The organism is Cupriavidus sp. AU9028, from assembly GCF_019795295.1.
In the GTDB taxonomy this organism is placed as follows: Bacteria; Pseudomonadota; Gammaproteobacteria; order Burkholderiales; family Burkholderiaceae; genus Cupriavidus.
Genome location: NZ_JAIMCG010000002.1, coordinates 350,948 through 373,566 on the forward strand (window position 1 = coordinate 350,948; position 22,619 = coordinate 373,566).

At 66.5% G+C, this 22,619-nt stretch carries 21 protein-coding genes; 7 read left to right on the forward strand and 14 right to left on the reverse strand.

Features of this window, described 5'->3' with window-relative positions; genetic code table 11:
- Positions 1–98: 98 nt before the first annotated feature.
- Genes K6V06_RS03880 through cyoA form a run of 6 tightly spaced genes read right to left on the reverse strand, consistent with a single transcriptional unit; the run spans position 99 to position 6,651 of the window.
- On the reverse strand, positions 99–1,490 hold the full coding sequence (locus tag K6V06_RS03880) for an ATP-binding protein (RefSeq protein WP_222240247.1): 1,392 nt from the start codon (positions 1,488–1,490) through the stop codon (positions 99–101).
- Positions 1,491–1,527: 37 nt separating this feature from the next.
- A complete protein-coding gene (locus K6V06_RS03885) occupies positions 1,528–2,391 on the reverse strand; it encodes an SURF1 family protein (protein ID WP_370637376.1) in 864 nt (287 codons plus the stop codon).
- Positions 2,388–2,825 (reverse strand): cytochrome o ubiquinol oxidase subunit IV, encoded by a 438-nt coding sequence (gene cyoD / locus K6V06_RS03890; protein WP_222240248.1) that lies wholly within the window; start codon positions 2,823–2,825, stop codon positions 2,388–2,390. Before cyoD ends, K6V06_RS03885 begins: the two co-directional genes overlap by 4 nt.
- Complete coding sequence (gene cyoC / locus K6V06_RS03895) at positions 2,822–3,478, reverse strand: cytochrome o ubiquinol oxidase subunit III (RefSeq protein WP_222240249.1); 657 nt, start codon at positions 3,476–3,478, stop codon at positions 2,822–2,824. The genes cyoD and cyoC overlap by 4 nt, the downstream gene beginning before the upstream one ends.
- Complete coding sequence (gene cyoB, locus K6V06_RS03900) at positions 3,471–5,474, reverse strand: cytochrome o ubiquinol oxidase subunit I (protein WP_222240250.1); 2,004 nt, start codon at positions 5,472–5,474, stop codon at positions 3,471–3,473. Before cyoB ends, cyoC begins: the two co-directional genes overlap by 8 nt.
- Positions 5,467–6,651, reverse strand: coding sequence for a ubiquinol oxidase subunit II (cyoA, locus tag K6V06_RS03905; RefSeq protein WP_222240251.1), 1,185 nt, complete (start codon positions 6,649–6,651; stop codon positions 5,467–5,469). Before cyoA ends, cyoB begins: the two co-directional genes overlap by 8 nt.
- 215 nt (positions 6,652–6,866) lie before the next feature.
- Between cyoA and K6V06_RS03910 the strand changes: the two genes are divergently transcribed.
- A complete protein-coding gene (locus tag K6V06_RS03910; RefSeq protein ID WP_222240252.1) occupies positions 6,867–8,189 on the forward strand; it encodes an MFS transporter in 1,323 nt (440 codons plus the stop codon).
- A 146-nt stretch (positions 8,190–8,335) separates the two neighbouring features.
- Here the strand turns inward: K6V06_RS03910 and K6V06_RS03915 are convergent, their stop codons facing one another.
- Complete coding sequence (locus tag K6V06_RS03915; protein ID WP_222240253.1) at positions 8,336–9,451, reverse strand: NADH:flavin oxidoreductase/NADH oxidase; 1,116 nt, start codon at positions 9,449–9,451, stop codon at positions 8,336–8,338.
- A 339-nt stretch (positions 9,452–9,790) separates the two neighbouring features.
- Between K6V06_RS03915 and K6V06_RS03920 the strand changes: the two genes are divergently transcribed.
- On the forward strand, positions 9,791–12,292 hold the full coding sequence (locus K6V06_RS03920) for a response regulator (RefSeq protein ID WP_222240329.1): 2,502 nt from the start codon (positions 9,791–9,793) through the stop codon (positions 12,290–12,292).
- A gap of 153 nt (positions 12,293–12,445) precedes the next feature.
- Here the strand turns inward: K6V06_RS03920 and K6V06_RS03925 are convergent, their stop codons facing one another.
- From K6V06_RS03925 to K6V06_RS03950, 6 genes are all read right to left on the reverse strand, one after another.
- A complete protein-coding gene (locus K6V06_RS03925; RefSeq protein ID WP_222240254.1) occupies positions 12,446–12,835 on the reverse strand; it encodes a hypothetical protein in 390 nt (129 codons plus the stop codon).
- A gap of 253 nt (positions 12,836–13,088) precedes the next feature.
- Entirely contained in the window at positions 13,089–14,390 is a 1,302-nt protein-coding gene (locus K6V06_RS03930) for a UDP-N-acetylglucosamine 1-carboxyvinyltransferase (RefSeq protein ID WP_222240255.1), read from the reverse strand.
- A 221-nt stretch (positions 14,391–14,611) separates the two neighbouring features.
- Positions 14,612–14,860: a hypothetical protein gene (locus K6V06_RS03935; RefSeq protein WP_222240256.1), complete on the reverse strand. Its 249-nt coding sequence runs from the start codon at positions 14,858–14,860 to the stop codon at positions 14,612–14,614.
- Positions 14,861–14,922: 62 nt separating this feature from the next.
- Positions 14,923–15,333, reverse strand: coding sequence for a PaaI family thioesterase (locus K6V06_RS03940; RefSeq protein WP_222240257.1), 411 nt, complete (start codon positions 15,331–15,333; stop codon positions 14,923–14,925).
- A gap of 384 nt (positions 15,334–15,717) precedes the next feature.
- Positions 15,718–17,286 carry a methyl-accepting chemotaxis protein gene (locus tag K6V06_RS03945; RefSeq protein ID WP_222240258.1) on the reverse strand — a complete coding sequence of 523 codons (1,569 nt, stop codon included), beginning with the start codon at positions 17,284–17,286 and terminating at the stop codon, positions 15,718–15,720.
- Positions 17,283–17,519 carry a hypothetical protein gene (locus tag K6V06_RS03950; protein WP_222240259.1) on the reverse strand — a complete coding sequence of 79 codons (237 nt, stop codon included), beginning with the start codon at positions 17,517–17,519 and terminating at the stop codon, positions 17,283–17,285. Before K6V06_RS03950 ends, K6V06_RS03945 begins: the two co-directional genes overlap by 4 nt.
- A 41-nt stretch (positions 17,520–17,560) precedes the next feature.
- On the opposite strand from K6V06_RS03950, the gene K6V06_RS03955 reads away from it, so the two are divergent.
- Positions 17,561–18,526: a tripartite tricarboxylate transporter substrate binding protein gene (locus K6V06_RS03955; RefSeq protein WP_222240260.1), complete on the forward strand. Its 966-nt coding sequence runs from the start codon at positions 17,561–17,563 to the stop codon at positions 18,524–18,526.
- 99 nt (positions 18,527–18,625) lie between these two features.
- Here the strand turns inward: K6V06_RS03955 and K6V06_RS03960 are convergent, their stop codons facing one another.
- Positions 18,626–19,042: a hypothetical protein gene (locus tag K6V06_RS03960; RefSeq protein ID WP_222240261.1), complete on the reverse strand. Its 417-nt coding sequence runs from the start codon at positions 19,040–19,042 to the stop codon at positions 18,626–18,628.
- 258 nt (positions 19,043–19,300) lie between these two features.
- Between K6V06_RS03960 and K6V06_RS03965 the strand changes: the two genes are divergently transcribed.
- From K6V06_RS03965 to K6V06_RS03980, 4 genes are read left to right on the forward strand one after another with little or no spacing between them, the layout of a single operon-like run.
- Positions 19,301–20,476 (forward strand): diguanylate cyclase, encoded by a 1,176-nt coding sequence (locus K6V06_RS03965; protein ID WP_222240262.1) that lies wholly within the window; start codon positions 19,301–19,303, stop codon positions 20,474–20,476.
- A 15-nt stretch (positions 20,477–20,491) separates the two neighbouring features.
- On the forward strand, positions 20,492–21,883 hold the full coding sequence (locus K6V06_RS03970; protein WP_222240263.1) for a 3-deoxy-D-arabino-heptulosonate 7-phosphate synthase: 1,392 nt from the start codon (positions 20,492–20,494) through the stop codon (positions 21,881–21,883).
- A 21-nt stretch (positions 21,884–21,904) separates the two neighbouring features.
- The gene (locus K6V06_RS03975; RefSeq protein ID WP_222240264.1) at positions 21,905–22,210 is read left to right on the forward strand and encodes a helix-turn-helix transcriptional regulator; all 306 of its coding nucleotides are present in this window, start codon (positions 21,905–21,907) and stop codon (positions 22,208–22,210) included.
- On the forward strand, positions 22,207–22,602 hold the full coding sequence (locus K6V06_RS03980) for a VOC family protein (protein ID WP_222240265.1): 396 nt from the start codon (positions 22,207–22,209) through the stop codon (positions 22,600–22,602). Before K6V06_RS03975 ends, K6V06_RS03980 begins: the two co-directional genes overlap by 4 nt.
- Positions 22,603–22,619: the final 17 nt, after the last annotated feature.

Consider the following 22,619-nt stretch of genomic DNA (forward strand, 5'->3'; position numbering starts at 1 on the left):
GAGTGGTGAGCGAAGTGGTTTCCGGAGTCGTTGCCGAAGTGGCGGCAGGCTGCGCCGGATGCGCCGTCGCCGGACCCTCTTCGCCCGGCTTGCGCGGATCATCGTGGTTCGCTTGCATACTGCGTCTCCTCCAGCGTGATGGCGGCCAGTGGCAGGCTCAGCACCACTTCCGCTCCCCCCTGCGGGCGATTGCGCGCCGTCACCCTGCCGCCCAGCGTACGCAGGACATTGACGACGAGAAACAGGCCCAGGCCGCTGCCCGGCCGGCCCTTCGTCGACTGGTACGGCTTGCCCAGGCGCTCCAGCATGTTGCCGTGAAAGCCCGGGCCTTCGTCCGCCACCGTCAGCACCAGCGTCTCGGCGTCGCGGCGCACCTCGAAGGAAACCCAGTCCGGCGACGCTTCCAGCGCGTTGTCGAGCACGTTGCAGATCATCTGCTTGATGGCGGAGTCGGACACCACCGTCTGATCCTGACCGAAGCGGAAGCTGTAGTCGAACGCGCGCACCGGCCGCGTGGCGCGCCACTCCTGCACCAGATCGTCGAGGAAGGTGCGCACGGTAGTCTGCGTCGGCGCCTCGCCGCGCGCTTCGCCGGCCGAGAGCAGGATGCCGCTGACGATCGATTTGCAGCGTTGCACCTGGGTCTGCATCTCGCCCAGCTCCTGCAGCAGTTCGGGATCGCTGGCAAACGGCTCCATCCGCTTCCAGTCCGACAGGATCACGGCCAGCGTCGCCAGCGGCGTGCCGAGTTCGTGCGCCGCGCCGGAGGCCAGCAGCCCCATCCGCACGATATGGTCCTCCTCGGCGGCACGCTGGCGCAGGGCGGCAAGACGTTCGTCGCGGGCGCGCAGGTTGCGCATGATGCGGGTGATGAAGGTGACCAGCAGCGTCGCGTTGATGACGAAGCAGATCAGCATGCCCTGCACATACAGGCTGCCCAGCCCCTCGGCGTGGTCCGCGGGCAGCGCCAGCGGACTGCCCACCGCCGCCAGCCCGCCAAAGCACAGCGTGGCGATCAGCACGATCAGCCAGGTCGACCAGACCTCCAGCAGCACCGCGCCGAGGGTGACCTGCAGCAAATAGAGGAAGACGAAGGGATTGGCGGCGCCGCCGCTCAGGTAGAGCTGCGCCGTCAGCATGGCGACGTCGACCAGGAGGGCGACGAACAGCTGCGTGTTCGACACCTCGCTGGCGAAGCGCAGCCGGAGCAGGCTGAGCGCGTTGAAGGCGACCAGGCCGAACAGCACCGCGAGCATCGGCACCACCGGCAACGGCGCGCCGAGGCCGAAATGCACCACGCTGATGGTGGCGACCTGGCCGAGCACGGCAATCCAGCGCAGCTCGATCAGCTGCTGCATGTTCTGCCGGCCAGTGGTATCGAAGTCGCGCAGGCGCCCGCGGCCCGCCGACGGGGCGCGCGCGGCGGTGTCGATGGTGACCGTCTGCGCATCGCGCGGCGCTGCACCCGGCGCACTGGTGGGAGAAGGCATCTTCACTGGCTGGAAACGCGTGGATGCCAATTGTCCCTCATTGCCGGCGCCGGCGGCGAGATTCCTCCCGCCCGACATACCAGGCGGCGGCCGCGACCATCAGCGCGAGCCCATACCAGGTCAGCGCGTAGACCAGGTGATTGTTGTTGAAGCGCACGACCGTCAGCCCGCCCTGCGGCCAGCTGCCCGTCGTGCCGTTCGCCGGCACAGCCGATGGCAAGGCGCCCGCTGCGGGGGTACGCCGGCCGCCATCCTCGGACACCACCGCGCCGGCGCCGGCCGTACCGGGCGCGGCGTCGGCATCGATGAAGTACGGGGCCACCGTGCCAAGCCCGTGCGCGGCGGCGATCGCCTGCACGTCGCGCGAATACCAGCGGCCTGCCGCCGGATCGTTCTGGCGCAGGAACGCCCCGCCCGGCTCCGGCATGCGCAGCAGCCCGACCACCGCGGTCTCGCCAGCCGGTTCGTTGTCCGCGCGCGTCGACCGCTCGCGGAAGTCCGGCGGCACGAAGCCGCGGTTGACCAACACCACGGTGCCGTCGTTGCGGCGCAGCGGCGTCAGCACCCAGAAGCCGCCGCCAAGGTCCGTGGTCGCCTGCACCAGCGTTTCCTTGTCATGCAGGAAGGTGCCGGTGACGGCGACACGACGGTACTCATCGGCTGCCGCTGTCACCAGCGGCCAACGCGCGGGGCCAGGCGCCGGTACCGGTGCCGCATGGATGCGGGCCTCGACCCGTTCGATCAGGTCGAGCTTCCACGCGCGGCGTTCCACCTGCCAGGTCCCCAAAGCAAAAAACCCGGCGAACGCCAGGGCCGCGATCACCGCGAGCACCGTCAGGACGACAGTGCTGCGGGGACGGGCCCGGCGAGCCGGGCTGGGATTCGAGCCGGTCGTGCTCAAGGCATGGTCTTCATGTCATGCGTCATCGTCGGCATCATGTTCGCGTTCATGTGGTACATCACCCACAGCGAACCGGCCAGTGTAATGACGACGATCACGATGGTGAACATCAGCGCCAACAGGTTCCAGCCTCCCTCGGACTTGGTGTCCATGTGCAGGAAGTAGATCATGTGGACGACGATCTGCACCGCAGCCAGGCCAAGCAGGACCATCGCGGTCGTGCTCGAATCGGCGATGACGTTGCCCATCACCAGCCAGAACGGGATCACCGTGAGGATCACCGCCAGCACGAAGCCGGTCACGTAGCCGCGCAGCGTCACGGGGCTGTGGCCGTCATCGTCGTGATGATCGTGCGCGTGGTGATCGAGGTCGACGTGCTTGCCGCCCTCGGTCGACTCCAGGTTGGAGAATGCGTAGTCGTGCGCTTTGCTCATGGCAGGACTCCCATCAGATAGACGAAGGTGAACACGCCGATCCAGACCACGTCCAGGAAGTGCCAGAACATCGACAGGCACATCACGCGGCGCTTGTTGGCGGCGATCAGGCCATGCTTCTTCAGCTGGAACATCAGCGTGATCAGCCAGATGATGCCGAAGGTCACGTGCAGGCCGTGCGTACCCACCAGGGTGAAGAACGCGGACAGGAAGGCGCTGCGCTGCGGCACCGCACCTTCATGGATCAGGTGGGCGAATTCGTACAGTTCCAGGCCGACGAAGGCGGCGCCCAGCAGGCCGGTGACGGCCAGCCAGGTCAGCGTGCCCTTCAGGCGGTTGCGCTGCATCTCCAGCATGGCGAAGCCATACGTGATCGACGACAGCAGCAGCATCGACGTGTTCAGCGCCACCAGCGGCAGGTCGAACAGGTCGGCGCCCGACGGGCCGGCGGCATAGCTGCGGCCCACCACGCCGTAGACGGCGAACAGACAAGCGAAGATCAGGCAATCGCTCATCAGGTACACCCAGAAGCCCAGCAGGGTGCCGTTCTTCGGGTGATGCTCGGTCGGCAGGTAGAACTGCAGCGCGTTGTCACGCTGCGTTCCCTGCGCGCCGGCAGCGCCGGCGCCTTGGTTTGCGGTGATATCAAGCATGGTTGGCAAGCAGACGGGTACGTTCCGACTCGGTTTTGACCACTTCCTCAGCCGGGATGTAGTAGTCGCGCTTGTAGTTGAAGGTGTGCCCAATGGCCACCGCCAGGATCGCGATGAAGGACACCACGACCAGCGGCCACATATGCCAGATCAGACCGAAGCCGCACACCGTCGACAGGCCAGCAAGGATGATGCCGGCGCCGGTGTTCTTCGGCATGTGGATCGGCAGGAAGCCCTGTTGGGGACGCTCGAAACCGCGCTGCTTCATCTGCCACCAGGCGTCATTGTCGTGAATGACCGGGGTGAAGGCGAAGTTGTACGACGGCGGCGGCGACGAGGTCGACCATTCCAGCGTGCGGCCATCCCACGGGTCGCCCGTCACGTCGCGCAGTTGCGCGCGGCGCTTGAAGCTGACCACCAGCTGGATCAGGAAGGCAGCGATGCCGAAGGCGATCAGGAACACGCCCACTGCGGCGATCTGGAACCAGATCTGCAGCGACGGATCCTCGAAGTGGCTCACGCGGCGGGTCACGCCCATCAGGCCCAGCACATAGACCGGCATGAAGGCGACGTAGAAACCGACCAGCCAGAACCAGAACGACATCTTGCCCCAGAACTCGTCCAGCTTGAAGCCGAAGGCCTTCGGGAACCAGTAGTTGATACCGGCGAACAGGCCGAACAGCACGCCACCGATGATCACGTTGTGGAAGTGAGCGATCAGGAACAGGCTGTTATGCAGCACGAAGTCCGCGGGCGGCACGGCGAGCAGCACGCCGGTCATGCCACCGATCACGAAGGTGACCATGAAGCCAACGGTCCACAGCATCGGCACGTCGAACTTGATCCGGCCGCGGTACATCGTGAACAGCCAGTTGAAGATCTTCGCGCCCGTCGGGATCGAGATGATCATCGTCGTGATGCCGAAGAACGAGTTGACGCTGGCGCCCGAACCCATCGTGAAGAAGTGGTGCAGCCATACCAGGTACGACAGCACGGTAATCACGACGGTCGCGTAGACCATCGACGCGTAGCCGAACAGGCGCTTGCGCGAGTAGGTCGACACCACTTCGGAGAAGATGCCGAAGCAGGGCAGGATCAGGATGTACACCTCGGGGTGGCCCCAGATCCAGATCAGGTTCACGTACATCATGGCGTTGCCGCCAAAGTCGTTCGTGAAGAAGTTCGTGCCCACGTAGCGGTCCAGCGACAGCAGCGCCAGCACTGCCGTCAGCACCGGGAAGGCGGCGACGATCAGCACGTTGGTGCACAGCGAGGTCCAGGTGAACACCGGCATCTTCATCATCGTCATGCCGGGTGCACGCATCTTGACGATGGTCACCAGCAGGTTGATGCCTGACAGCGTTGTCCCGACCCCCGCGATCTGCAAGGCCCAGATGTAGTAGTCCACCCCCACGTCCGGACTCTGCAGGATGCCCGACAGCGGCGGATAGGCCAGCCAGCCGGTCTTGGCGAACTCGCCGACGAACAGCGACACCATGATCAGCGCAGCGCCAGCCGCGGTCATCCAGAAGCTGAAGTTGTTCAGGAACGGGAAGGCCACGTCGCGCGCGCCGATCTGCAGCGGCACCACGTAGTTCATCAGGCCGGTCACCAGTGGCATCGCGACGAAGAAGATCATGATCACGCCGTGCGCCGTGAAGATCTGGTCGTAGTGGTGCGGCGGCAGGTAGCCCAGGTTGTCGCCAAAGGCGATGGCCTGCTGCAGGCGCATCATCACCGCGTCGGCAAAGCCGCGCAGCAGCATCACCAGGCCGAGGATCATGTACATGATCCCGATCTTCTTGTGATCGATGCTGGTGAACCACTCGCGCCACAGGAAGCCCCACTTGCGGAAGTAGGTCAGCGCAGCGACGAGGCCGAGTCCGCCGAGAATGACCGCGCCGAAGGTCGCGATCAGGATCGGCTCATGCAGCGGGATCGCCTCCCATGTGAGGCGGCCGAAGAAAAGCTTGGTAAGGTCGAAACTGTCAAGCATGCTGGTCAACGATGCCAAAGGCGCGTTGTGAGAGAGGGAGCTGGGGAACCGCCACGGCCGCCGATTCACCGGCGGATTCGCGAACGGACAGCGGGTTCAGCCCGGGAACCGACGAGCTGATCGGGGCGACGTCGCCGGTCCCTTGCGGGTCCGACACCGTGCACATGCCGCCAACGTAGGTGCGCACCGGTGCGTCCTCCAGGCCCAGGCGGGCGCGGGTGGCGGCATCGAGCGAAGCCACGTTGAAGGCGCCGGGCTTGCCCTGGCCGCCATTGGCGTCGATGGCCATCATTTCGCGCATGCACATGCGGTTGGGCTCGACGCAGCGGTTCAGGATGGCGTCATACAGGCCATCGGCAACGTTGGCGTAATAGCGGACCGGCTCGCGCTCGCTGGGCTGCTCCAGCTTCAGGTAGTCCTCGCGGGTCAGCGCCTGGCCGCTCGCCTTGACCTTCTGCACCCACTGGTCGAAACCGGCCTCATCCACGCCATGGAACTTGAAGCGCATCCACGAGAAGCCCGGGCCGCTGTAGTTCGCCGAGAAGCCGTCGAATTCGCCCGGCTTGTTGATCACGGCGTGCAGCTGGGTTTCCATGCCCGGCATGGCGTAGATCTGGCCTGCCAGCGCCGGGATGAAGAACGAGTTCATCACCGTCGAGGCGGTCATCTTGAAGTGAATCGGGCGATCCACCGGCGCTGCCATCTCATTGACCGTCGCGATGCCCTGCTCCGGGTAGAAGAACAGCCACTTCCAGTCCAGCGCGACCACTTCCACCGTCAGCGGGCGGACATCGGTCGGCAGCGCCCGGTTCTCGTCCAGGCGGCTCAGCGGCCGGTACGGGTCCAGGGCGTGCGTGCTCACCCAGGTGATGGCGCCGAGCGCGATGATGATCAGCAGAGGTGCTGACCAGATCACAAGCTCGAGCATCGTCGAGTGATCCCAGTCGGGCTCGTAGCGGGCGTCCTTGTTCGATGCGCGGTAACGCCAGGCGAAAACCAGCGTCAGGATGATCACCGGAACGATGATCAGCAGCATCAGGATGGTGGAAATGTAGATCAGGTTCCGCTGCTGTACCGCGATGTCGCCCGAAGGAGACAACAACACAGCATTACAACCTGTCAATAGGAGAATGACGGGCAGCAGAACCAACCCGCGAATGGTATTAATGAGGGGCATTGCCGGCAGAGGAAAGAGCGTTGCCGTCGGAACGGACGAGACGGAAAGCAACCGATGCAGCTAAGTCACTTTTAGCGGAGTTACAGCTATAGCGACGGATGCGGACTGTACGCTATCTGGCAAGCAGGGTGAATTGGACATTTTGTCCCATGGGAGCCGTCGGCCGCTCCGGCCGAATCCTCCTGTTCTATCCTATAGATGAGAGAGGTACAAGCATGGCGAGCATTACGCACCAGGCCCCCTTCCCCGAGGGAGCACTGCACGACGCCCACGACCGCTCCGAGGTCGCCCCGGGCGAGATCGCGACCGGCGTCGTGATTGGCCGGGCATCCGAGTACTTTGACTTCTTTGTCTTCGGGATTGCCTGCGTCCTGGTCTTCCCGGGCGTGTTCTTCCCATTCGTGGGAAGGTTGGAAGGCACGCTGTATGCCTTCTCGATCTTCACGCTGGCGTTCATTGCCCGCCCGTTCGGCACCGCCCTGTTCATGGCGATCCAGCGGCGCTTTGGCCGTGGGATCAAGCTGACCGTCGCCCTGCTGCTGATGGGCACGTCCACGGTCGGCATTGCCTTTGTGCCGGGCTACGCCGATCTCGGCATGACGGCCATCCTGATGCTTGCCGGCTTCCGCGTGCTGCAGGGGATCGCCTTCGGCGGCTCCTGGGACGGCCTGCCGTCGCTGCTGGCCCTCAACGCCCCGCCCGAGCGCCGCGGCTGGTACGCCATGCTCGGCCAGCTCGGCGCCCCGCTCGGCTTCCTGGTGGCCGGCGCGCTGTTCCTCTACCTGACTTCCACGGTTTCCCAGGAAGACTTCATCACCTGGGCCTGGCGCTACCCCTTCTTCGTCGCCTTTGCCATCAACGTCGTGGCGCTGTTCGCCCGGCTGCGGCTGGTGGTGACCGAGGAGTACACCCGGCTGCTGGAGGAAGGCGAACTGGAGCCGATCAGCACCCGGGAAATGGTGCGCGGCCAGGGCTACAACATCTTCATTGGCGCCTTCGCGGCATTGGCCAGTTATGCGCTGTTCCACCTGGTGACGGTGTTCCCGCTGTCCTGGCTGGCGCTGCGCTCGACGCAGGCGATCGGCGAGATCCTGACCGTCCAGATCATCGGCGCCGGCCTGGCCATCCTCACGACGCTGCTGTCGGGCTATGTCGCCGACCGGATCGGCCGCCGCACCACGCTGGGCGTGACCTCGGCGCTGATCGGTATCTTCAGCCTGTTCACCCCCATGCTGCTGGACGGCGGGGCGGCGGCGCAGGATACCTTCCTGCTGGTCGGCTTCGCCCTGCTCGGCCTGTCCTACGGCCAGTCGGCCGGCACCGTGACGTCGAACTTCGCGTCGCGCTTCCGCTACACGGGCGCCGCCCTGACCTCCGATTTCGCCTGGCTGTTTGGGGCCGCCTTCGCTCCGCTGGTGGCGCTGGGACTGTCGGTGCGCTTCGGGCTGGTGGCAGTGAGCCTCTATCTGCTCTCCGGTGTGGCTTGCACGATGATCGCGCTGCGCATCAACAAGGCCCTGGTGGCCAGCCGCGACTGACGGCCCGCGCTCCCTGCCCTCTCCCCGGCCCTCTCCCGCCGAGCGGGAGAGGGAGCAAACCCAGCGCCTCTCAAGTACTGTCGGTGTTACTCCCCTCTCCCGCCGGGCGGGAGAGGGGCCGGGGGAGAGGGAAACGGACCCCCGCCCTACCTCTGCCCGAACCGGCTCGCGGCAAACAGATCCTTGTACTCATACGGCTGGCAACGCCAATACTGTGGCGGAGCCGTCACTTGCGCGCCCAGTGCCGCGGCCGCATGCCACGGCCAGCGGGGGTTGTACAGCATCGCCCGGGCCAGCGACACCGCGTCCGCCTCGCCGTCGGCGATGATCCGCTCGGCCTGCTGCGGCTCGGTGATCAGTCCTACCGCCATGGTCGGCAGCCCCACTTCCGCCTTGACCCGCTGGGCATACGGCACCTGATACCCCGGTCCGATCCGGATCGCCTGCAGCGGAGACACCCCGCCGGTCGTCACATGGATTGCGGCGCAGCCGCGCTCGCGCAGCGCGCGCGACAGCGCCACCGTTCCCTCGATATCCCACCCGCCCGGCACCCAGTCGGTCGCCGAGATGCGCATCCACACCGGGCGCTCGGCCGGAAACACGGCCCGGACCGCTTCGAACACTTCGAGCGGAAAGCGCATGCGGTTCTCCAGGCTGCCGCCGTACTCGTCATCGCGCTGGTTGCCCAGCGGCGACAGGAACTGATGCAGCAGGTAGCCGTGCGCGCCGTGGATCTCGATGCCGTCGATGCCCAGCCGCGCCGCGCGTCGCGCCGTCTCGACGAAGCCGCGCTTGACCCGCTCCAGCCCTTCCCGGTCCAGCGCCGTGGGGGCAACCTCCCCGTCCGCGTGCGCCAGCGCCGAGGGCGCCTCGGTCTGCCACCCGCCAGGCTGCCCCGGCGGGATCTGCGCGCCGCCCTCCCAGGGCACCTGGCTGGACGCCTTGCGGCCCGCGTGGCCGATCTGCATGGCGATCGCCATCGGCGAATGCTGCCGGACCGCCTCGAGCACGCGCGCCAGCGCCGCCTCGTTCTCGTCGGAATACAGACCGAGATCGCGGGCGGTGATGCGCCCCTCGGGCGAAATCGCCGTCGCCTCGAGGATCAGCATGCCGGCGCCCGACAGCGCCAGATGCCCGAGATGGATCAGATGCCAGTCGGTCGCGCAGCCCTCGTCGGCAGAGTATTGGCACATCGGCGCGATGACGATGCGGTTGGCCAGCGTCAGCCCGCCGATCGACAACGGTTCGAACAGTTTGCTCATGGAACGCTCCTTTTTTACCTATTCCCGCCGTCAAACCCGGCGCGGATACCGCCGCCAGCACGCAACCGCTGTTCCAGCGCGCGCCTGCCCGCACCGGGCCTGGATTGTGCTCTATCCCGCGGCACCGTGCCGGGCGGCGGAGCCGGTTGGCCGGCTTAGCCGATACAATGCAGCATCGCGTGCCAGCACCATGCACGCCAGCGTTGCGACTTGCGACAGGACGGTTCGCGCAACCAGCAGCGCTGGCTGATCAACACCCCATCTGTAAGAGAGTTTGCCGTGGAGCCATCCAAGCCATTTCTGGTGGACCATCACGACTGCACTGGCTGGAACGGCGAAATGGCCCGCCGCATCCGCGACTTCGACTGGTCCCGCACGGAGCTTGGGCCAATCGACCAGTGGCAGCGCAGCCTGGCCGGCACGGTCCAGCTGATCCTCGCTTCGCCGGTGCCCATGGTGCTGTTGTGGGGCAAGCTCGGCTACATGATCTACAACGACCCGTACGCCGGTTTCGCCGGCGGCCGCCACCCCTATCTGCTCGGCAGCCCGGTCGAGCGGGGCTGGCCGGAAGTCGCGGAATTCAATCGGCACGTGATGGACGTCTGCCTGGGGGGCGGCACCCTGACCTATCGCGAGAAGGAATTGGTGCTGCTTCGCAACGGCAAGCCCGAAGACGTCTGGATGGACCTGTACTACAGTCCCGTCGCCGACGATCACGGTCGTCCGGCCGGGGTGCTGGCCGTCGTGATCGAGACCACCGAGCGCGTGCGGATCGAGCGCTCCCGGGAACAGGCCGAGGCCGCGCTGCAGCGGACCAATGAACGGCTGCAACTGGCGCTCAATACGGGGGCGGTGCTGGGAACCTGGGTCTGGGATGTCTCCACCGACCTCGTGCGAGGCGACGAACGCTTCGCCCGAACCTTCGCGGTGGGCGTTGCCGAGGCCGAAGCCGGCGTGCCGCGCACGCTGGTCAGCCGCAGCATTCATCCCGACGACTATGCCGACCTGGAACAGCTGACGGGCGAGGCGGTCGCGACCGGCAAGCCCTTCCGCGCCGAATACCGCATCCGCCGCCCGGGGGGCGACTACATGTGGGTACAGGCCAACGGCCAGTGCCAGTTCGGCGCGCAGGGCGAACCGCTGCGTTTTCCTGGCGTGCTGATCGACATCCACGAGCGCAAGATCGCCGAACAGGCGCTGCTGCAACTGACCGAAACCCTGGAGCGGCGGGTGGCCGAAGCGGTCTCCGCGCAGGCCATGGCCGAGGGCCAGCTGCGGCAGGCGCAGAAGATGGAAGCCATCGGCAGCCTGACCGGCGGCATCGCGCACGATTTCAACAACGTCCTGCAGGTGATCAGCGGCAACCTGCAGATGCTCGCCAGCGAAGTGGCCGGCAACCCGATGGCGCAGGGGCGCATCGCCACCGCCTCCACCGCCGTGCGCCGGGGCGCGAAGCTGGCCGCCCACCTGCTGGCCTTCGCCCGCCGTCAGCCGTTGTCCCCGGCGCCGGTCGACCCCGCCCGCCTGGTTTCGGGCATGACCGAACTGCTGCACCGGACCCTGGGCGAGGCCATCGACGTCGAGACCAAGATGCCGGGCGGGCTGTGGAACGTGCTGGCCGACCGTAACCAGCTGGAAAACGCCCTCCTCAACCTGGCGATCAACGCGCGCGACGCGATGCCCGGCGGCGGCAAGCTCACCATCGCGGCCAGCAACGTGGTCGTCGACAACAACGTCAGCGAACATCCCGGCGTGACCCCGGGCGAGTATGTCTTCTTCACGGTGCGCGATACCGGCGTGGGAATGTCATCACATGTCCTGGAACACGCTTTCGAACCGTTCTTCACCACCAAGCCCGATGGTCATGGCACGGGTCTGGGCCTGAGCATGGTGTTCGGTTTCGTCAAGCAGAGTGGCGGTCATACCGCCATCCACAGCGCCGAAGGCGCTGGGACCACCGTGTGCCTGTACTTCCCGCGGTGCGAGGACGAAGAGCCGGTCGAAGCGCCGGAGCCGGATCATTTGCCGCTGGGCGGGCACGAGACCGTACTGGTGGTCGAGGACGATGCGGACGTGCGCATCACGGCCGTCGAGATGCTGGCCCAGCTCGGCTACCGGGTCAGGGTCGCCAGCGACGGGGAAGCGGCGCTGCGCGTGATCGAAAGCGGCGATCCGATCGACCTGCTGTTCACCGACGTCATCATGCCCGGCCAGCTCAAGGGCGGCGAACTGGCAAGGCGCGTGGGCGAGCTGCGCCCGGGCCTGCCGGTGCTCTTCACCTCCGGCTACACCCGCGACGAGATCTTCCACCACGGCAAGCTCGACGAGGGCGTCAACCTGCTCAGCAAGCCGTACCGTCGCGACGATCTGGCGCGGGCGGTGCGCAGCGTATTGAATGCGGTGCGCAACGAACAGATCCGCCGCAACATCGAAGGCGGCGGCCGCTCGTCCAGCCCGGCGCGCGACCCCGACGCGCCTCCTTCGGTACTGCTGGTCGAGGACGACGTCTCGTCGCAGGAAGCACTGCGCGAGCTGCTGATGGCGTTCGGGCTGCGATGCTCCGCCGCGGGCAGCGCGGAAGAAGCGCTGCAACTGGCGGCGCTCTACTACCACGATGTGCTGCTGACCGACCTGACGCTACCAGGGATTCCCGGCGATCAGCTCGCCATGCAGTTGCGCGACGTCCAGCCAGAGCTCGCCGTGGTCATCATGTCGGGCTACGGCGCCGATCCGGAGATCATGACGCGCATCCCCGGCCTGCGCTGGCTGGCCAAGCCAATCGACCTCATCACCCTGCAGGAAAGCCTGGCGGAGTGGATCGGCAACGCCGCGCCAGCCTAGAAAACCGGCACCAGCCGCCCCCCAGATTTCCCACGGCACTTGGACAACCAACACGCCGTTCCTGCGAAAGCGGAAATCCAGCGTCTTCTGCAGCCGCTGGGTCCCCGCTTTCGCGGGGACAACGGCACTTGGTCAGCAGCCTGACTGCCCGCCTCAAAGCAGGCGGTCCCATTGACGATCCTGCTCGCGGCGCTCCCGTGCTTCCTGGCAGTTGGCGCGGATATGCAGCGTGGCACCGAGCATCCAGACCGCGCCCACGGCCAGGCTGATGCCGGCCAGCACGGGAACGTGCGGGTGCGACTGCGTCAACACCGCCCCGCCGGCCAGGAACAGGACGCCGGGCAACACCGCGACTGCCGCCATGAGCCTGGGGTGTTGCTGCTCCGCCTGCCAGAGCAGCGGCCAGGGACTCCATCTGCTCTCGCCGCAACGCAATGCCTCCCGCCGCAGATGGCCAGCCGGCGTCAGGGACGGGCTCGACGACCCATTGCAGGAGCGGTCCTGCGGGATCGCAGCGGGGTTGAGCAAGGGCTCGTTCAGCATGACGTCCTCCTGGAAAAAGGGGCGCGGCCCCCGCTCTCGCGACAGCGGCACGGCGAGCCGGCCCTGGGCCAATGGACCGCATACTGCGGCCAATAGCCCGAGTGGCGGGTCGCCGGCCCGGCAGCCACGGTTGCGCAACGCAAGAGATCGCAGGAAATCGGCGATTACAGGCCGCACCTGCCCTGGTCGCAGGCAAGAAACACAACGGGCCGCGCAAGGGCGGCCCGTCGGAGCGGTGTCGGGCAAGGCGGGATCAGTCCCCTTCGGCCCACTCCACCTGGACGCCGAGGCTGCGCAGGTTCTCGACAAAGCGCGGATGCGCGCGCCGGATCGGCGCCGCGTTGCGAATCTCGGACCGCCCCTCGATGCTCGCCGCCACCATGAACAGGGCGATCGCCACGCGGATGATGTACGGACTCTCGACCACCGCCGGCGCCAGCGGATTGCCGCCGAAGGTGATCAACCGGTGCGGGTCGGACAGGAACACGTGCGCGCCAAACTTGGACAGCTCGCCAGTCCAGCCCAGCGCACCATCGTAGACCTTGTTCCAGAACATCGCGTTGCCCTGCGCCCGCACGCCAAGCGCAATGAAGATCGGCAGCAGGTCGACCGGGAAATACGGCCAGGGCGCCGCTTCCACCTTGGTCAGCACGTTGCTGGTGAAGGGCGTCTGCACCTGCAGCGGCCCGGACCGTTCGGCGCGCGACCAGCCGTCCTCATGGACGATCCGCACGCCAAATTTCTCGAAGGTGCGGTCGATCAGCGGGAAATTCTCCGGCGCGCTGTTCTTCACCACCACATCGCCGCCGGTAATCGCACCCAGCGCCAGGAACGTGGTGATCTCGTGGAAATCCTCATCGAAGCGGAATTCCCCGCCGCGCAGCGGCACGCCGCCGTGCACCGTGATGCGGGAAGTGCCGATGCCTTCGATGCGGGCGCCCATCATCGCCATGAAGCGGCAAAACTCCTGCACGTGCGGTTCGGAGGCGGCATTGGTCAGGGTCGAGGTGCCGTCCGCGGCGGAGGCGCACAGCACGAAATTCTCGGTCGTCGTCACCGAGGCGTAGTCGAGCCAGTGGTTCACCGGACACAACGGCCCGTCCCGCTGCACCAGCAGCGAGCCCTCGGCGCGCTCCACCTGGCTGCCGAAGCGCCGGAAGATGTCCACGTGCGGATCGATCTCACGCACGCCCAGCGTGCAACCCTTGACGTTGTCCTCCAGACGGGCAACACCGAAGCGGGCGACCAGCGGCGGCACCAGCATGATCGACGAGCGCATCTCCTCCGGAAGCCGGTGGCTTGCCGCGTCGAAGACCGTGTCCTTGTGATGCAGGTCGAGCGTGCCGCTCTCGTGGTCCATCCGCACATCGCTGCCGAGCTTGCGGAAGATGTCGAGGATCTTGCGGACGTCGGTGATGTCCGGCACGCCATGCAGGCGGACCGGCTGATCGGTCAACAGGGTGGCGCACAGCACCGGAAGCACCGCGTTCTTGTTGGCCGAAGGGACAATGCGGCCGCGCAGCGGCGTGCCGCCATGGACGATGAGATTGCTCATGAAGGAGAGTCAGGCCCCGGCCAGGCTGCCGGTCCCGCCGTGAAGGTAGCGGATGGAAACGCGGCATTGTACTGCCCGCGGAGGCCATCGCCCGCCCCGAAGGCGGGCGATGGGCGGATTTTCCTGGCGCCGATGTCGGTAGCGAGCGACACTCTGTGGCCTTCGCGCCACCGGAGCCCCGCCTTACTCTTCGCTAACTGGCCCCGGCGTCACTGCGAAGGTCATCTCGGCGGCGGCCGGCGCTTGTACCAGAGGTAGCCGGGCAACACGTCGGCGGCCCCCGGGTGGCCGACACTGTCCGGGTTCTCCGACACCATCGTCACGAACCCGACCGGTTCCCCGGAGCGCTGCAGCGCCCGCAATGCCTCGCAGCGCGCCAGGACGGACGCTAGCTGGTCCGAAGCAAAGTCCTCGGCATGCGGGGTGGGCACGCCATTCTCGTCGTACGTGGTCCAGTAGACGCGGTACATGGAAATGTTCAGGCGGATCGTCGGGATCGTTGGCCGGAATGCGCAAGGTCTCCCTCGCCATGTCACTTCGGATACAAAACCATCTGCGTACACCGGAACAGAGCGATCGTCTTGCCCGTGTCCCGATGCGTCACGGTGGCATCCCATACCTGGGTTGTCTTGCCAAGATGAACCGCGGTAGCGGTGCAATCGAGCGTGCCGTCTCGAGCCGTGCCCAGGTGGTTCGATTTGAGTTCCACCGTCGTGAACCCGCTCGCACCCTCGGGCAGGTTGGCAACGCAGCCGTAACCCGCGCAGGTATCGGCCAGCGTCACGACCGTGCCGGCATGCAGGAATCCGTTGGGCGCCATCAGCGCCTTGCGCACCACGAGCTCCGCACTGACGGTGCCTTCGGCGACCTTGGTGACGACGATGCCAAGCGTTCCCGGCAGGTTCTCGGCGCCCTTGCGATTGAATACGTCGGGATCGATCATGTCTCCTCCTGCAATGCGTGGCGTTGTTTGTGTATGACAGTGCATTGTAAGCGCAAGCTTCGGACGGCACGGCGCAGCGGTCGCGGGGTGGCGCCGGGGTGGAAGACCAACCCCTCTCCCCGGCCCTCTCCCCTTGAAGGGGAGAGGGAGAAAACCCGCGGCATATCAAGTGCTTCAGGTTTGCTCCCCTCGCCCGCCCTGCGGGAGAGGGGCCGGGGGAGAGGGCCCGCGCCCATCCGCCGCCGCCAGGCAAAAAAAAACGCGCGGCGGGTGCCGCGCGGCGAGGACAGCTGGAAGGGAGCGGCATCGCGCCGTCCGCGAGTTCGCCCTCGGGGCGCGGCTGACCGAGCATCAGGCGCGGCGCCCTCGGGGATCAGGCTCCGATCACGCAGCGATCAGGCGAGAATCGGTCATCGAGGAAAGCTGGAACGAGGACACCGCCTGCTTGAGCTTCTGCGCCTGCTCTTCCAGCGAGCCGGCGGCAGCGGCGGCCTGTTCGACCAGCGCGGCGTTCTGCTGGGTCACGGTGTCCATCTGGTTGACGGCCTGGTTGACCTGCTCGATGCCGGCGCTCTGCTCGGCCGAGGCGGCGCTGATTTCGCCCATGATGTCGGTGACGCGCCTGACCGCCTGGACGATCTCGTCCATCGTCTTGCCCGCTTGCGCGACGAGGTTGGTGCCAGTCTCCACACGGTCGGCGGAGTCCCCGATCAGCGCCTTGATCTCCTTGGCGGCCGTTGCGCTGCGCTGGGCGAGGCTGCGAACTTCGCCAGCCACCACCGCGAAGCCGCGGCCCTGCTCGCCGGCGCGCGCGGCTTCCACCGCGGCGTTCAGCGCCAGGATGTTGGTCTGGAAGGCAATGCCTTCGATGACCGCGATGATCTCCACGACCTTGCGCGAAGCGACGTTGATCTCTTCCATGGTGTCGACCACCTGGCCGACCACCTGGCCGCCGCGCATGGCGATGTCCGATGCGTTGACGGCGAGGGAGCTGGCCTGCTTGGCGTTGTCGGCGTTCTGGCGAACGATGCCGGTCAGTTCTTCCATGCTGGACGCGGTTTCTTCCAGCGAGGAGGCCTGCTCTTCCGTGCGCTGCGACAGGTCGGTGTTGCCGGCCGCGATCTGGCTGGTGCCAATGGCAATAGCTTCGGTACCGGCGCGCACCTGACCGACGATGCGCTGGAGGTTGCTGTTCATCTCGCCCAGCGCTTGCAGCAGCTGACCGGTCTCGTCCTTGCTCGGTGATTCGATGTGGCCGGACAGGTCGCCGTCGGCAACGGTGCGGGCGAAAGTCACGGCGCGCTGCAGCGGGCGCGTGATGCCGATGGTCAGCCAATAGGCGAAGCCCACGCCAATTGCCAGCACGAAGAGCCCCAGGCCGATCAGGCGATTGCGGGCGCGTTCATAGATGTCGTTGATTTCCTGCGCGGTCGTGTCGATGCTGGCGCGCTGGATGTCGAGCAGCTTTTGAATCTCGCCGAGATACGCATCGCCAGCCGGAACGAATTCCTTCTCCAGCACGGCATTGGCTTCGTCGGTCTGACCCGCGGCCTTCAGTTCGGCGATGCGGACGCGCGATTTGTTGTACGGGTCGCGCACCTGCAGGATCTTCTGGAAGGCCGCCTTCTCCGCGTCGGAGGACAGCATCGTCTCCATCTTGTCGCGCAGCTCGCCGATGGTCTTGAAGGACACCTTGACCTCATTCTCGAAGAATGCGGCAAGGGTGGGATCGGCGCTGCGCGCCACTGCGGTGGTGCGGCGCACGCTGGTATGCATCAGCCGATACCAGTCGCTGACGATGCGCTCCTTGGCCAGCGGCTCTTCCATCATCGCGCGAGTGCGCTCGGCGACTTCCTGCAAGCGGAAAATGCCGAGTCCCGTCATCAACGTGGACAGCAGCAGCACGAGTCCGAAGCCGATACCCAGCCGGACGCCAATTCCTAGGTTCTTCATTTCTCTACCTGAAAGACATTGAAATCGCGGCGAAAGACCGGCGCAGAATCGGCGTTCTGCCATCGTGGGCGCCGCACCGCTCGACGGTCATCCACGAGTTCATCCTTCAGATCAACGTCATTCCCGGTAAAAACTTTAGCGGCGGCAACATGCAGAACCGCGCTCCAGTGCGCGCGACGCCCGCGCTGCGTTCTGGGCTGGGGTGTTATTGTCTTGCGCAGATGCGGCGACACGACCGTATCGAAACCCCACCATTACAAAGGAGACGATCCCGATGTTCAGCAAGCCGTTGCGCCAGTGTCTTGTCACCATTGCGCTGGTTGCCAGCGCGAGCGCGCATGCCGCCTATCCCGAGCGCCCGATCAAGCTGATCGTGCCGTTCCCGCCCGGGCAGGCGACCGATATCTTTGCAAGGGCGCTGGGCGAACGGCTGGGCAAGCAGCTGGGCCAATCGGTGGTGGTGGAGAACCGGGCCGGAGCCGGCAGCAATATCGGCATGGAACTGGCCTCGCGAGCGGCAGCGGACGGCTACACGCTGGTGATGGCCGGCAGCGCGATGGCGATCAATCAAACGCTGTACGCCTCGCCCGGCTTCGATCCGCGCAAGGATTTCCAGGCCATCTCGGGCGTGTTCTCCGTGCCGCTGGTGTTCCTCGCCACGCCGCAATCCGGCATCACGTCGCTGCGCGATCTGATCGGCAATGCCAAGGCGGCGCCGGGCAAGATCAGCTACGCCAGCGCCGGCATCGGCGGAACGCAGCATCTGTCGGCGGAAATGCTGAAGGCGCAAGCCGGCATTTTCATGGTGCACATTCCCTACAAGGGGAGCGGACCGGCGCAGGCGGACTTTCTTGGCAATCAGATTCCCGTGATGGTCGATTTGGTCACCGCGGCGCTGCCGCTGGTGCAGTCGAAGAAGGCCGTACCGCTCGCCGTGACCGCGGCAAAGCGGGTACCGCAGCTGCCTGACGTGCCGACGGTGCAGGAACAGGGGGTGCCCGGGTTCGAAGCGGTGGGCTGGGCGGCCCTGCTGGCGCCGGCCGGCACGCCTGCCGCGATCGTCGCGCAATTGAACGCGGAGACGGTCAAGGCGTTGCAATCGCCCGAGCTGTCCAGGTTCATCACGGATCGTGGATCGGAGCCGATGCCGATGTCGCCGGAGCAGACCGCGCGCTTCATCGACAGCGAGATCAGGAAGTGGGCCCCGGTGGTCAAGCGCTCCGGCGCGAAGCCCGATTGACGGCTGGAGCGGCCACCGCCATGGCACAGGCCCTTCCGATGCAAGGGCCTGCGCCGGCCTTGGGGTGACGCGGATGCAGGAGGTGGCAGCGGGTGTTCCTTATGCCGCGCCACGGGCGCCTTCGGTGAAGACGTCCAGGTTGCCGCTGCGCGCGCCATCGGTGAAGGCGTCACGGCTGCCGCGGGCACCATCGGTATAGACGTCGGCCGAGCGTCCGGGCGCGGCGGAGACGCCTGTGCGGTCCAGCCCGGCCAGCGTGCGGGCGCCTTCGGTAAAGATGTCGAGGTTGCCACTGCGAGCGCCTTCGGTGAAGACGTCATGGTTGCCGCGGGCGCCTTCGGTGAACACATCCAGATTCCCGCTGCGGGCGCCGTCGGTGAATGCCGAGGGCTGGGCGCGGAAGGTGTAACCGTAGGCGTCCGGCGTGCCGGCGGCGGGCGCAGCGTGGGCAGCGCCAGCGGCGGCGAAGACGAGGGTCAGGGCGGACAGGACGCGGGTAGCACGGCGAGCGGTCATGATAATTTCTCCAAATTCGTTGATGTTGTTCGCTTGAGTTGCCGCGCTCTTCGCTGCGGCATGGACTCAACTATAGGGAACCGCCCGGGACCAATGTCATGCGATCTTGCTATACATCGTTCAAATTTTTTGATTGCCGTTGACGCCGGCTGGCCACCGCCATTCCGGTAATGGCTGGCCGCGACATCGTGCGGGTCCGCTTTGCACGTAAAATCCCGCTGCCGCCGGACGGTTCGGCGCCATGTCTCTACATTCGGGATGCACGTCGATCTCCTTACTCTTTATCTCCTCGCGACGGGAACGCTGCTTGCCAGCGCCGCCATGATGTTCTGGGAGCATCGGACCAATCCCGGCCGCAGCCGCACGCTGCGGATCCTGGCGGCCGGCTTTGCCACGCTGGCGGTCGGCTGCGCGGTCATCCTGTTCCGGCACGATGTGCCCGGGCCGATCGGCTCGGCGATCGGCAACCTCATCATCCTGAGCGGTTACCTGCTGGTGCTGAGCGGCGTGGCTTCCCTCGACGGACGGCAGCACCGCGCCACCAGCGTGGCGGTGCTGTTGGGCATGGCCCTGATATGGGCGCTGCTGGGGCCGCGCTGGCAGGAACTGGTGTGGGCCCACGTCAGTTCCATTCCCATCGCCGTGGTCAGCGCCATGACCGCCTGGGAGATGTTCCGCTGCAAGGCGATGAAGGGCCTGCACTCGCGCCATATCGTCGTTCTGGTCGCCGGCATCCACGCGGTCGTCTATGCTTCGCGCTCCCTTGTCCTGCCGTGGCTGGTGGATGCCTACGGGCCCGGCGTCCAGGCGCTCGCCAGCAAGATCACCATCTACGAAGGCGTGCTGTACTCCGTGGTGCTGCCGATGACGCTGCTCAAGCTGATTCGCGATGAAACGCACGGACAGTTGCTGCAGGAGTCGCAGACCGACTATCTGACGCGCCTGGGCAATCGCCGCTGGTTCTTCGAACAGGGCGAGCGCCTCGTCGGCGACGGCTATGGCAACGGGCCGGTTGCGGTGCTCGCCTTCGATCTGGACCAGTTCAAGGCGATCAATGACCGCTACGGCCACCAGACCGGCGACCAGGTCCTGAAGGCGTTCGCGCAGATCGCGCGCGAGGTGGTGGGCGCCGACTGCATTCTCGCGCGCATCGGCGGGGAGGAATTCGCGGCGGTGCTGTGCGGCAGCGACGCGGCCCGCGCGCACGCGCTGGGCGAAACCATCGCCGCCCGCTTCGCCGAGGCCGTTCCCGCCCGCATCGACAGCATCGGTATCCCGGCGACGGTCAGTATCGGCCTTGCCCGCTTCGATAACGGTGTGTCCAGCCTTGCCGACGCGCTCGCCATTGCCGACCAGGCGCTGTATCGCGCGAAAGCGCTGGGCGGGAATCGGCTGGAAGTCGCGCAGGTCGGTCCGCCTCCGGCGGTCGCATGAGGCGCCTCCGCCGCCATGCCCCTGCCGCCGCCCTCCCCTCTGCTTGCTGATGTCCTCCCTACCGTCCCGCGGCGGTACCGCCTGCCGCCTCTGGATACGCTCTGGGGCGACGCCGGGCATTGCCACGCGGCAACGGCGCTCGCACTGGCCATCGAGCAGGCGCGCGATGCGGTGGCACGGGCAGAGGCGCCAGGCAAGGACCTCGAGGAGCGATTCACCGATGCCCTCGCCCGCATGGTCGGCGACGGGATACGAGCAGAAGGCGGCGATCCCGTATTGCAGGCAATGCTGCTGCGGCATCGTTACCCGGCGGTGCGCGAGTATGCCTCGCTGTCCGCTCGCGCCGAGCACGACCGGCGCACCATCGTTGGCGCGGTCAACACCCTGGCCCATCCGGTTAGGCAGCAACACATGCCGCCGGGAACCGGCCGCGAAGCGCTGGCCCGGCTGCAGTCCTGCGCGTCGTCTCGCTGCTGGCCCCGATTGCGGCAGGCGGCGCAGGACGCGCTGCGGATGCCGCCGTTCGACCAGGATCCGGCCCTGCAGGAGCGCCTGACGCGGCTGCTGAACCACGAGGCGCTCGGGCGGCTGCTGCGGATCGACGGGCTGGCTGGCGATCCGCAGGTGCTGCGTTACCAGTCGCTGCGAAACGCGCAGGGACCGGGCGCCGGCAGCCCGAGTGCCACGGCGCTTGGCGTCTCCTCCCGGCAACGTGGCGCGGCAGCGGAAGCGACGGCCGCAAAGGCCGTCATGGCGCTGGCGCGGCGGCTGAACACGGTCGAGGGAAGCGAGCGTCAATACCGCGTCGTCACCTCGATGCGCGTGCCGTCCACCATACCGGCCAGCCATGCCCACGCGAAGACCGAGTGGGACGTCGTGCTGCTGGTGCGTTCCGGTGCAGACGGCCCGGCGGCCGCCTGGCAGGTCTGCCTGCTGGTGGAAGTCAAAGCCTCCGTCGATGCGGCCACCACCGGTCTTCCCCGCCTGCTGCGCGGCCTGCAGCTGCTTGCACATGCCGAGGCCCACACGGTGTACGCGTTCGAGACGCAGCAGGGCACGGTGCAGCTGAGCGGCGAGTCGTTGCGCGCGCTGTCCCCCGACGCCGCCGATCCGCGCCGGACCGTGCTCTATTGTTGCGACAGCAGCGCCGACGCGACGGCTCGCCTGCTCGGTGCCGCTACCCGCATGCAGCTGCTGTCGGCGCCGATGACGCTGGCTTTCGCCAGCGCGCTCGCCGAACGGCAGGATGCCGATATCGAACCCCTGCGCACACTCTGGCAGGAGCTGCTGACATCGCCGCGCTGGCGAGCGGTGCTCGGCCAGTTGCCTCTGCTGCGCCAGGTGCGCGACCTGATGGTCCATACGGCCGACCTGCTGGCCTGCGTCGAGTCGCTTGACATGCAATAGTTTTATTGCATTTAATGGGACATGGATCCGGAGCAGCTCGATCGAGTGTTCAAGGCCCTGGCCGACGAGACGCGGCGCAGGATTATCGACCGGCTATGCGAGCGTTCCGACCAGACGTTATTCGAGATCTGCGCGGCGTTGGCAGCCGAAGGCGACAAGGCGTTGTCTCGCCAGGCCATTACCCAGCATCTGGACATGCTGGAGAAAGCCGGACTGATCCGGGTGTCCTGGTCGGGAAGAACGCGGGTGCATTCGCTCGACCTGGCGCCGTTGCGGAAAGCCGCCAATGTCTGGCTCAACCCGCATCTAAAAGGCAGGGGACGATGAGAATCCATGTGATGAGCGTCTTTGTCGATGACCAGGCCAGGGCACTGGATTTCTATACGAGCAAACTGGGCTTCACGGTAAAGCACGACATCCCGCTCGGCCCGCACCGATGGCTGACCGTGGTGTCTCCCGAAAATCCCGAGGGGACGGAACTGCTGCTCGAGCCGGGCGAGCATCCCGCCGTGGGACCGTACAAGAACGCGCTCGTCGCCGATGGCATCCCCGCGGTGTCGTTTCAGGTGGACGATCTGGCGGCGGAGCACCAGCGGCTGCGTGAGCTGGGGGTCCGCTTCACGGTCGAGCCGATGGATGCCGGGACGGTCCGCATGGCGGTGCTCGACGATACCTGCGGGAACCTGGTGCAGTTGATCGAGATGAAGCAAGGGCAATAGCGCCCCTGCCCTCGGTG

Excerpts from the sequence above, each read along its gene's own strand:
- K6V06_RS03880 (WP_222240247.1), bottom strand. The coding sequence starts at position 1,490 with ATGCCTTCTCCCACCAGTGCGCCGGGTGCAGCGCCGCGCGATGCGCAG.
- cyoD (WP_222240248.1), bottom strand. The coding sequence starts at position 2,825 with ATGAGCAAAGCGCACGACTACGCATTCTCCAACCTGGAGTCGACCGAG.
- cyoC (WP_222240249.1), bottom strand. The coding sequence starts at position 3,478 with ATGCTTGATATCACCGCAAACCAAGGCGCCGGCGCTGCCGGCGCGCAG.
- cyoB (WP_222240250.1), bottom strand. The coding sequence starts at position 5,474 with ATGCTTGACAGTTTCGACCTTACCAAGCTTTTCTTCGGCCGCCTCACA.
- cyoA (WP_222240251.1), bottom strand. The coding sequence starts at position 6,651 with ATGCCCCTCATTAATACCATTCGCGGGTTGGTTCTGCTGCCCGTCATT.
- K6V06_RS03910 (WP_222240252.1), top strand. The coding sequence starts at position 6,867 with ATGGCGAGCATTACGCACCAGGCCCCCTTCCCCGAGGGAGCACTGCAC.
- K6V06_RS03915 (WP_222240253.1), bottom strand. The coding sequence starts at position 9,451 with ATGAGCAAACTGTTCGAACCGTTGTCGATCGGCGGGCTGACGCTGGCC.
- K6V06_RS03920 (WP_222240329.1), top strand. The coding sequence starts at position 9,791 with ATGGCCCGCCGCATCCGCGACTTCGACTGGTCCCGCACGGAGCTTGGG.
- K6V06_RS03925 (WP_222240254.1), bottom strand. The coding sequence starts at position 12,835 with ATGCTGAACGAGCCCTTGCTCAACCCCGCTGCGATCCCGCAGGACCGC.
- K6V06_RS03930 (WP_222240255.1), bottom strand. The coding sequence starts at position 14,390 with ATGAGCAATCTCATCGTCCATGGCGGCACGCCGCTGCGCGGCCGCATT.
- K6V06_RS03935 (WP_222240256.1), bottom strand. The coding sequence starts at position 14,860 with ATGTACCGCGTCTACTGGACCACGTACGACGAGAATGGCGTGCCCACC.
- K6V06_RS03940 (WP_222240257.1), bottom strand. The coding sequence starts at position 15,333 with ATGATCGATCCCGACGTATTCAATCGCAAGGGCGCCGAGAACCTGCCG.
- K6V06_RS03945 (WP_222240258.1), bottom strand. The coding sequence starts at position 17,286 with ATGAAGAACCTAGGAATTGGCGTCCGGCTGGGTATCGGCTTCGGACTC.
- K6V06_RS03955 (WP_222240260.1), top strand. The coding sequence starts at position 17,561 with ATGTTCAGCAAGCCGTTGCGCCAGTGTCTTGTCACCATTGCGCTGGTT.
- K6V06_RS03960 (WP_222240261.1), bottom strand. The coding sequence starts at position 19,042 with ATGACCGCTCGCCGTGCTACCCGCGTCCTGTCCGCCCTGACCCTCGTC.
- K6V06_RS03965 (WP_222240262.1), top strand. The coding sequence starts at position 19,301 with ATGCACGTCGATCTCCTTACTCTTTATCTCCTCGCGACGGGAACGCTG.
- K6V06_RS03970 (WP_222240263.1), top strand. The coding sequence starts at position 20,492 with ATGCCCCTGCCGCCGCCCTCCCCTCTGCTTGCTGATGTCCTCCCTACC.
- K6V06_RS03975 (WP_222240264.1), top strand. The coding sequence starts at position 21,905 with ATGGATCCGGAGCAGCTCGATCGAGTGTTCAAGGCCCTGGCCGACGAG.
- K6V06_RS03980 (WP_222240265.1), top strand. The coding sequence starts at position 22,207 with ATGAGAATCCATGTGATGAGCGTCTTTGTCGATGACCAGGCCAGGGCA.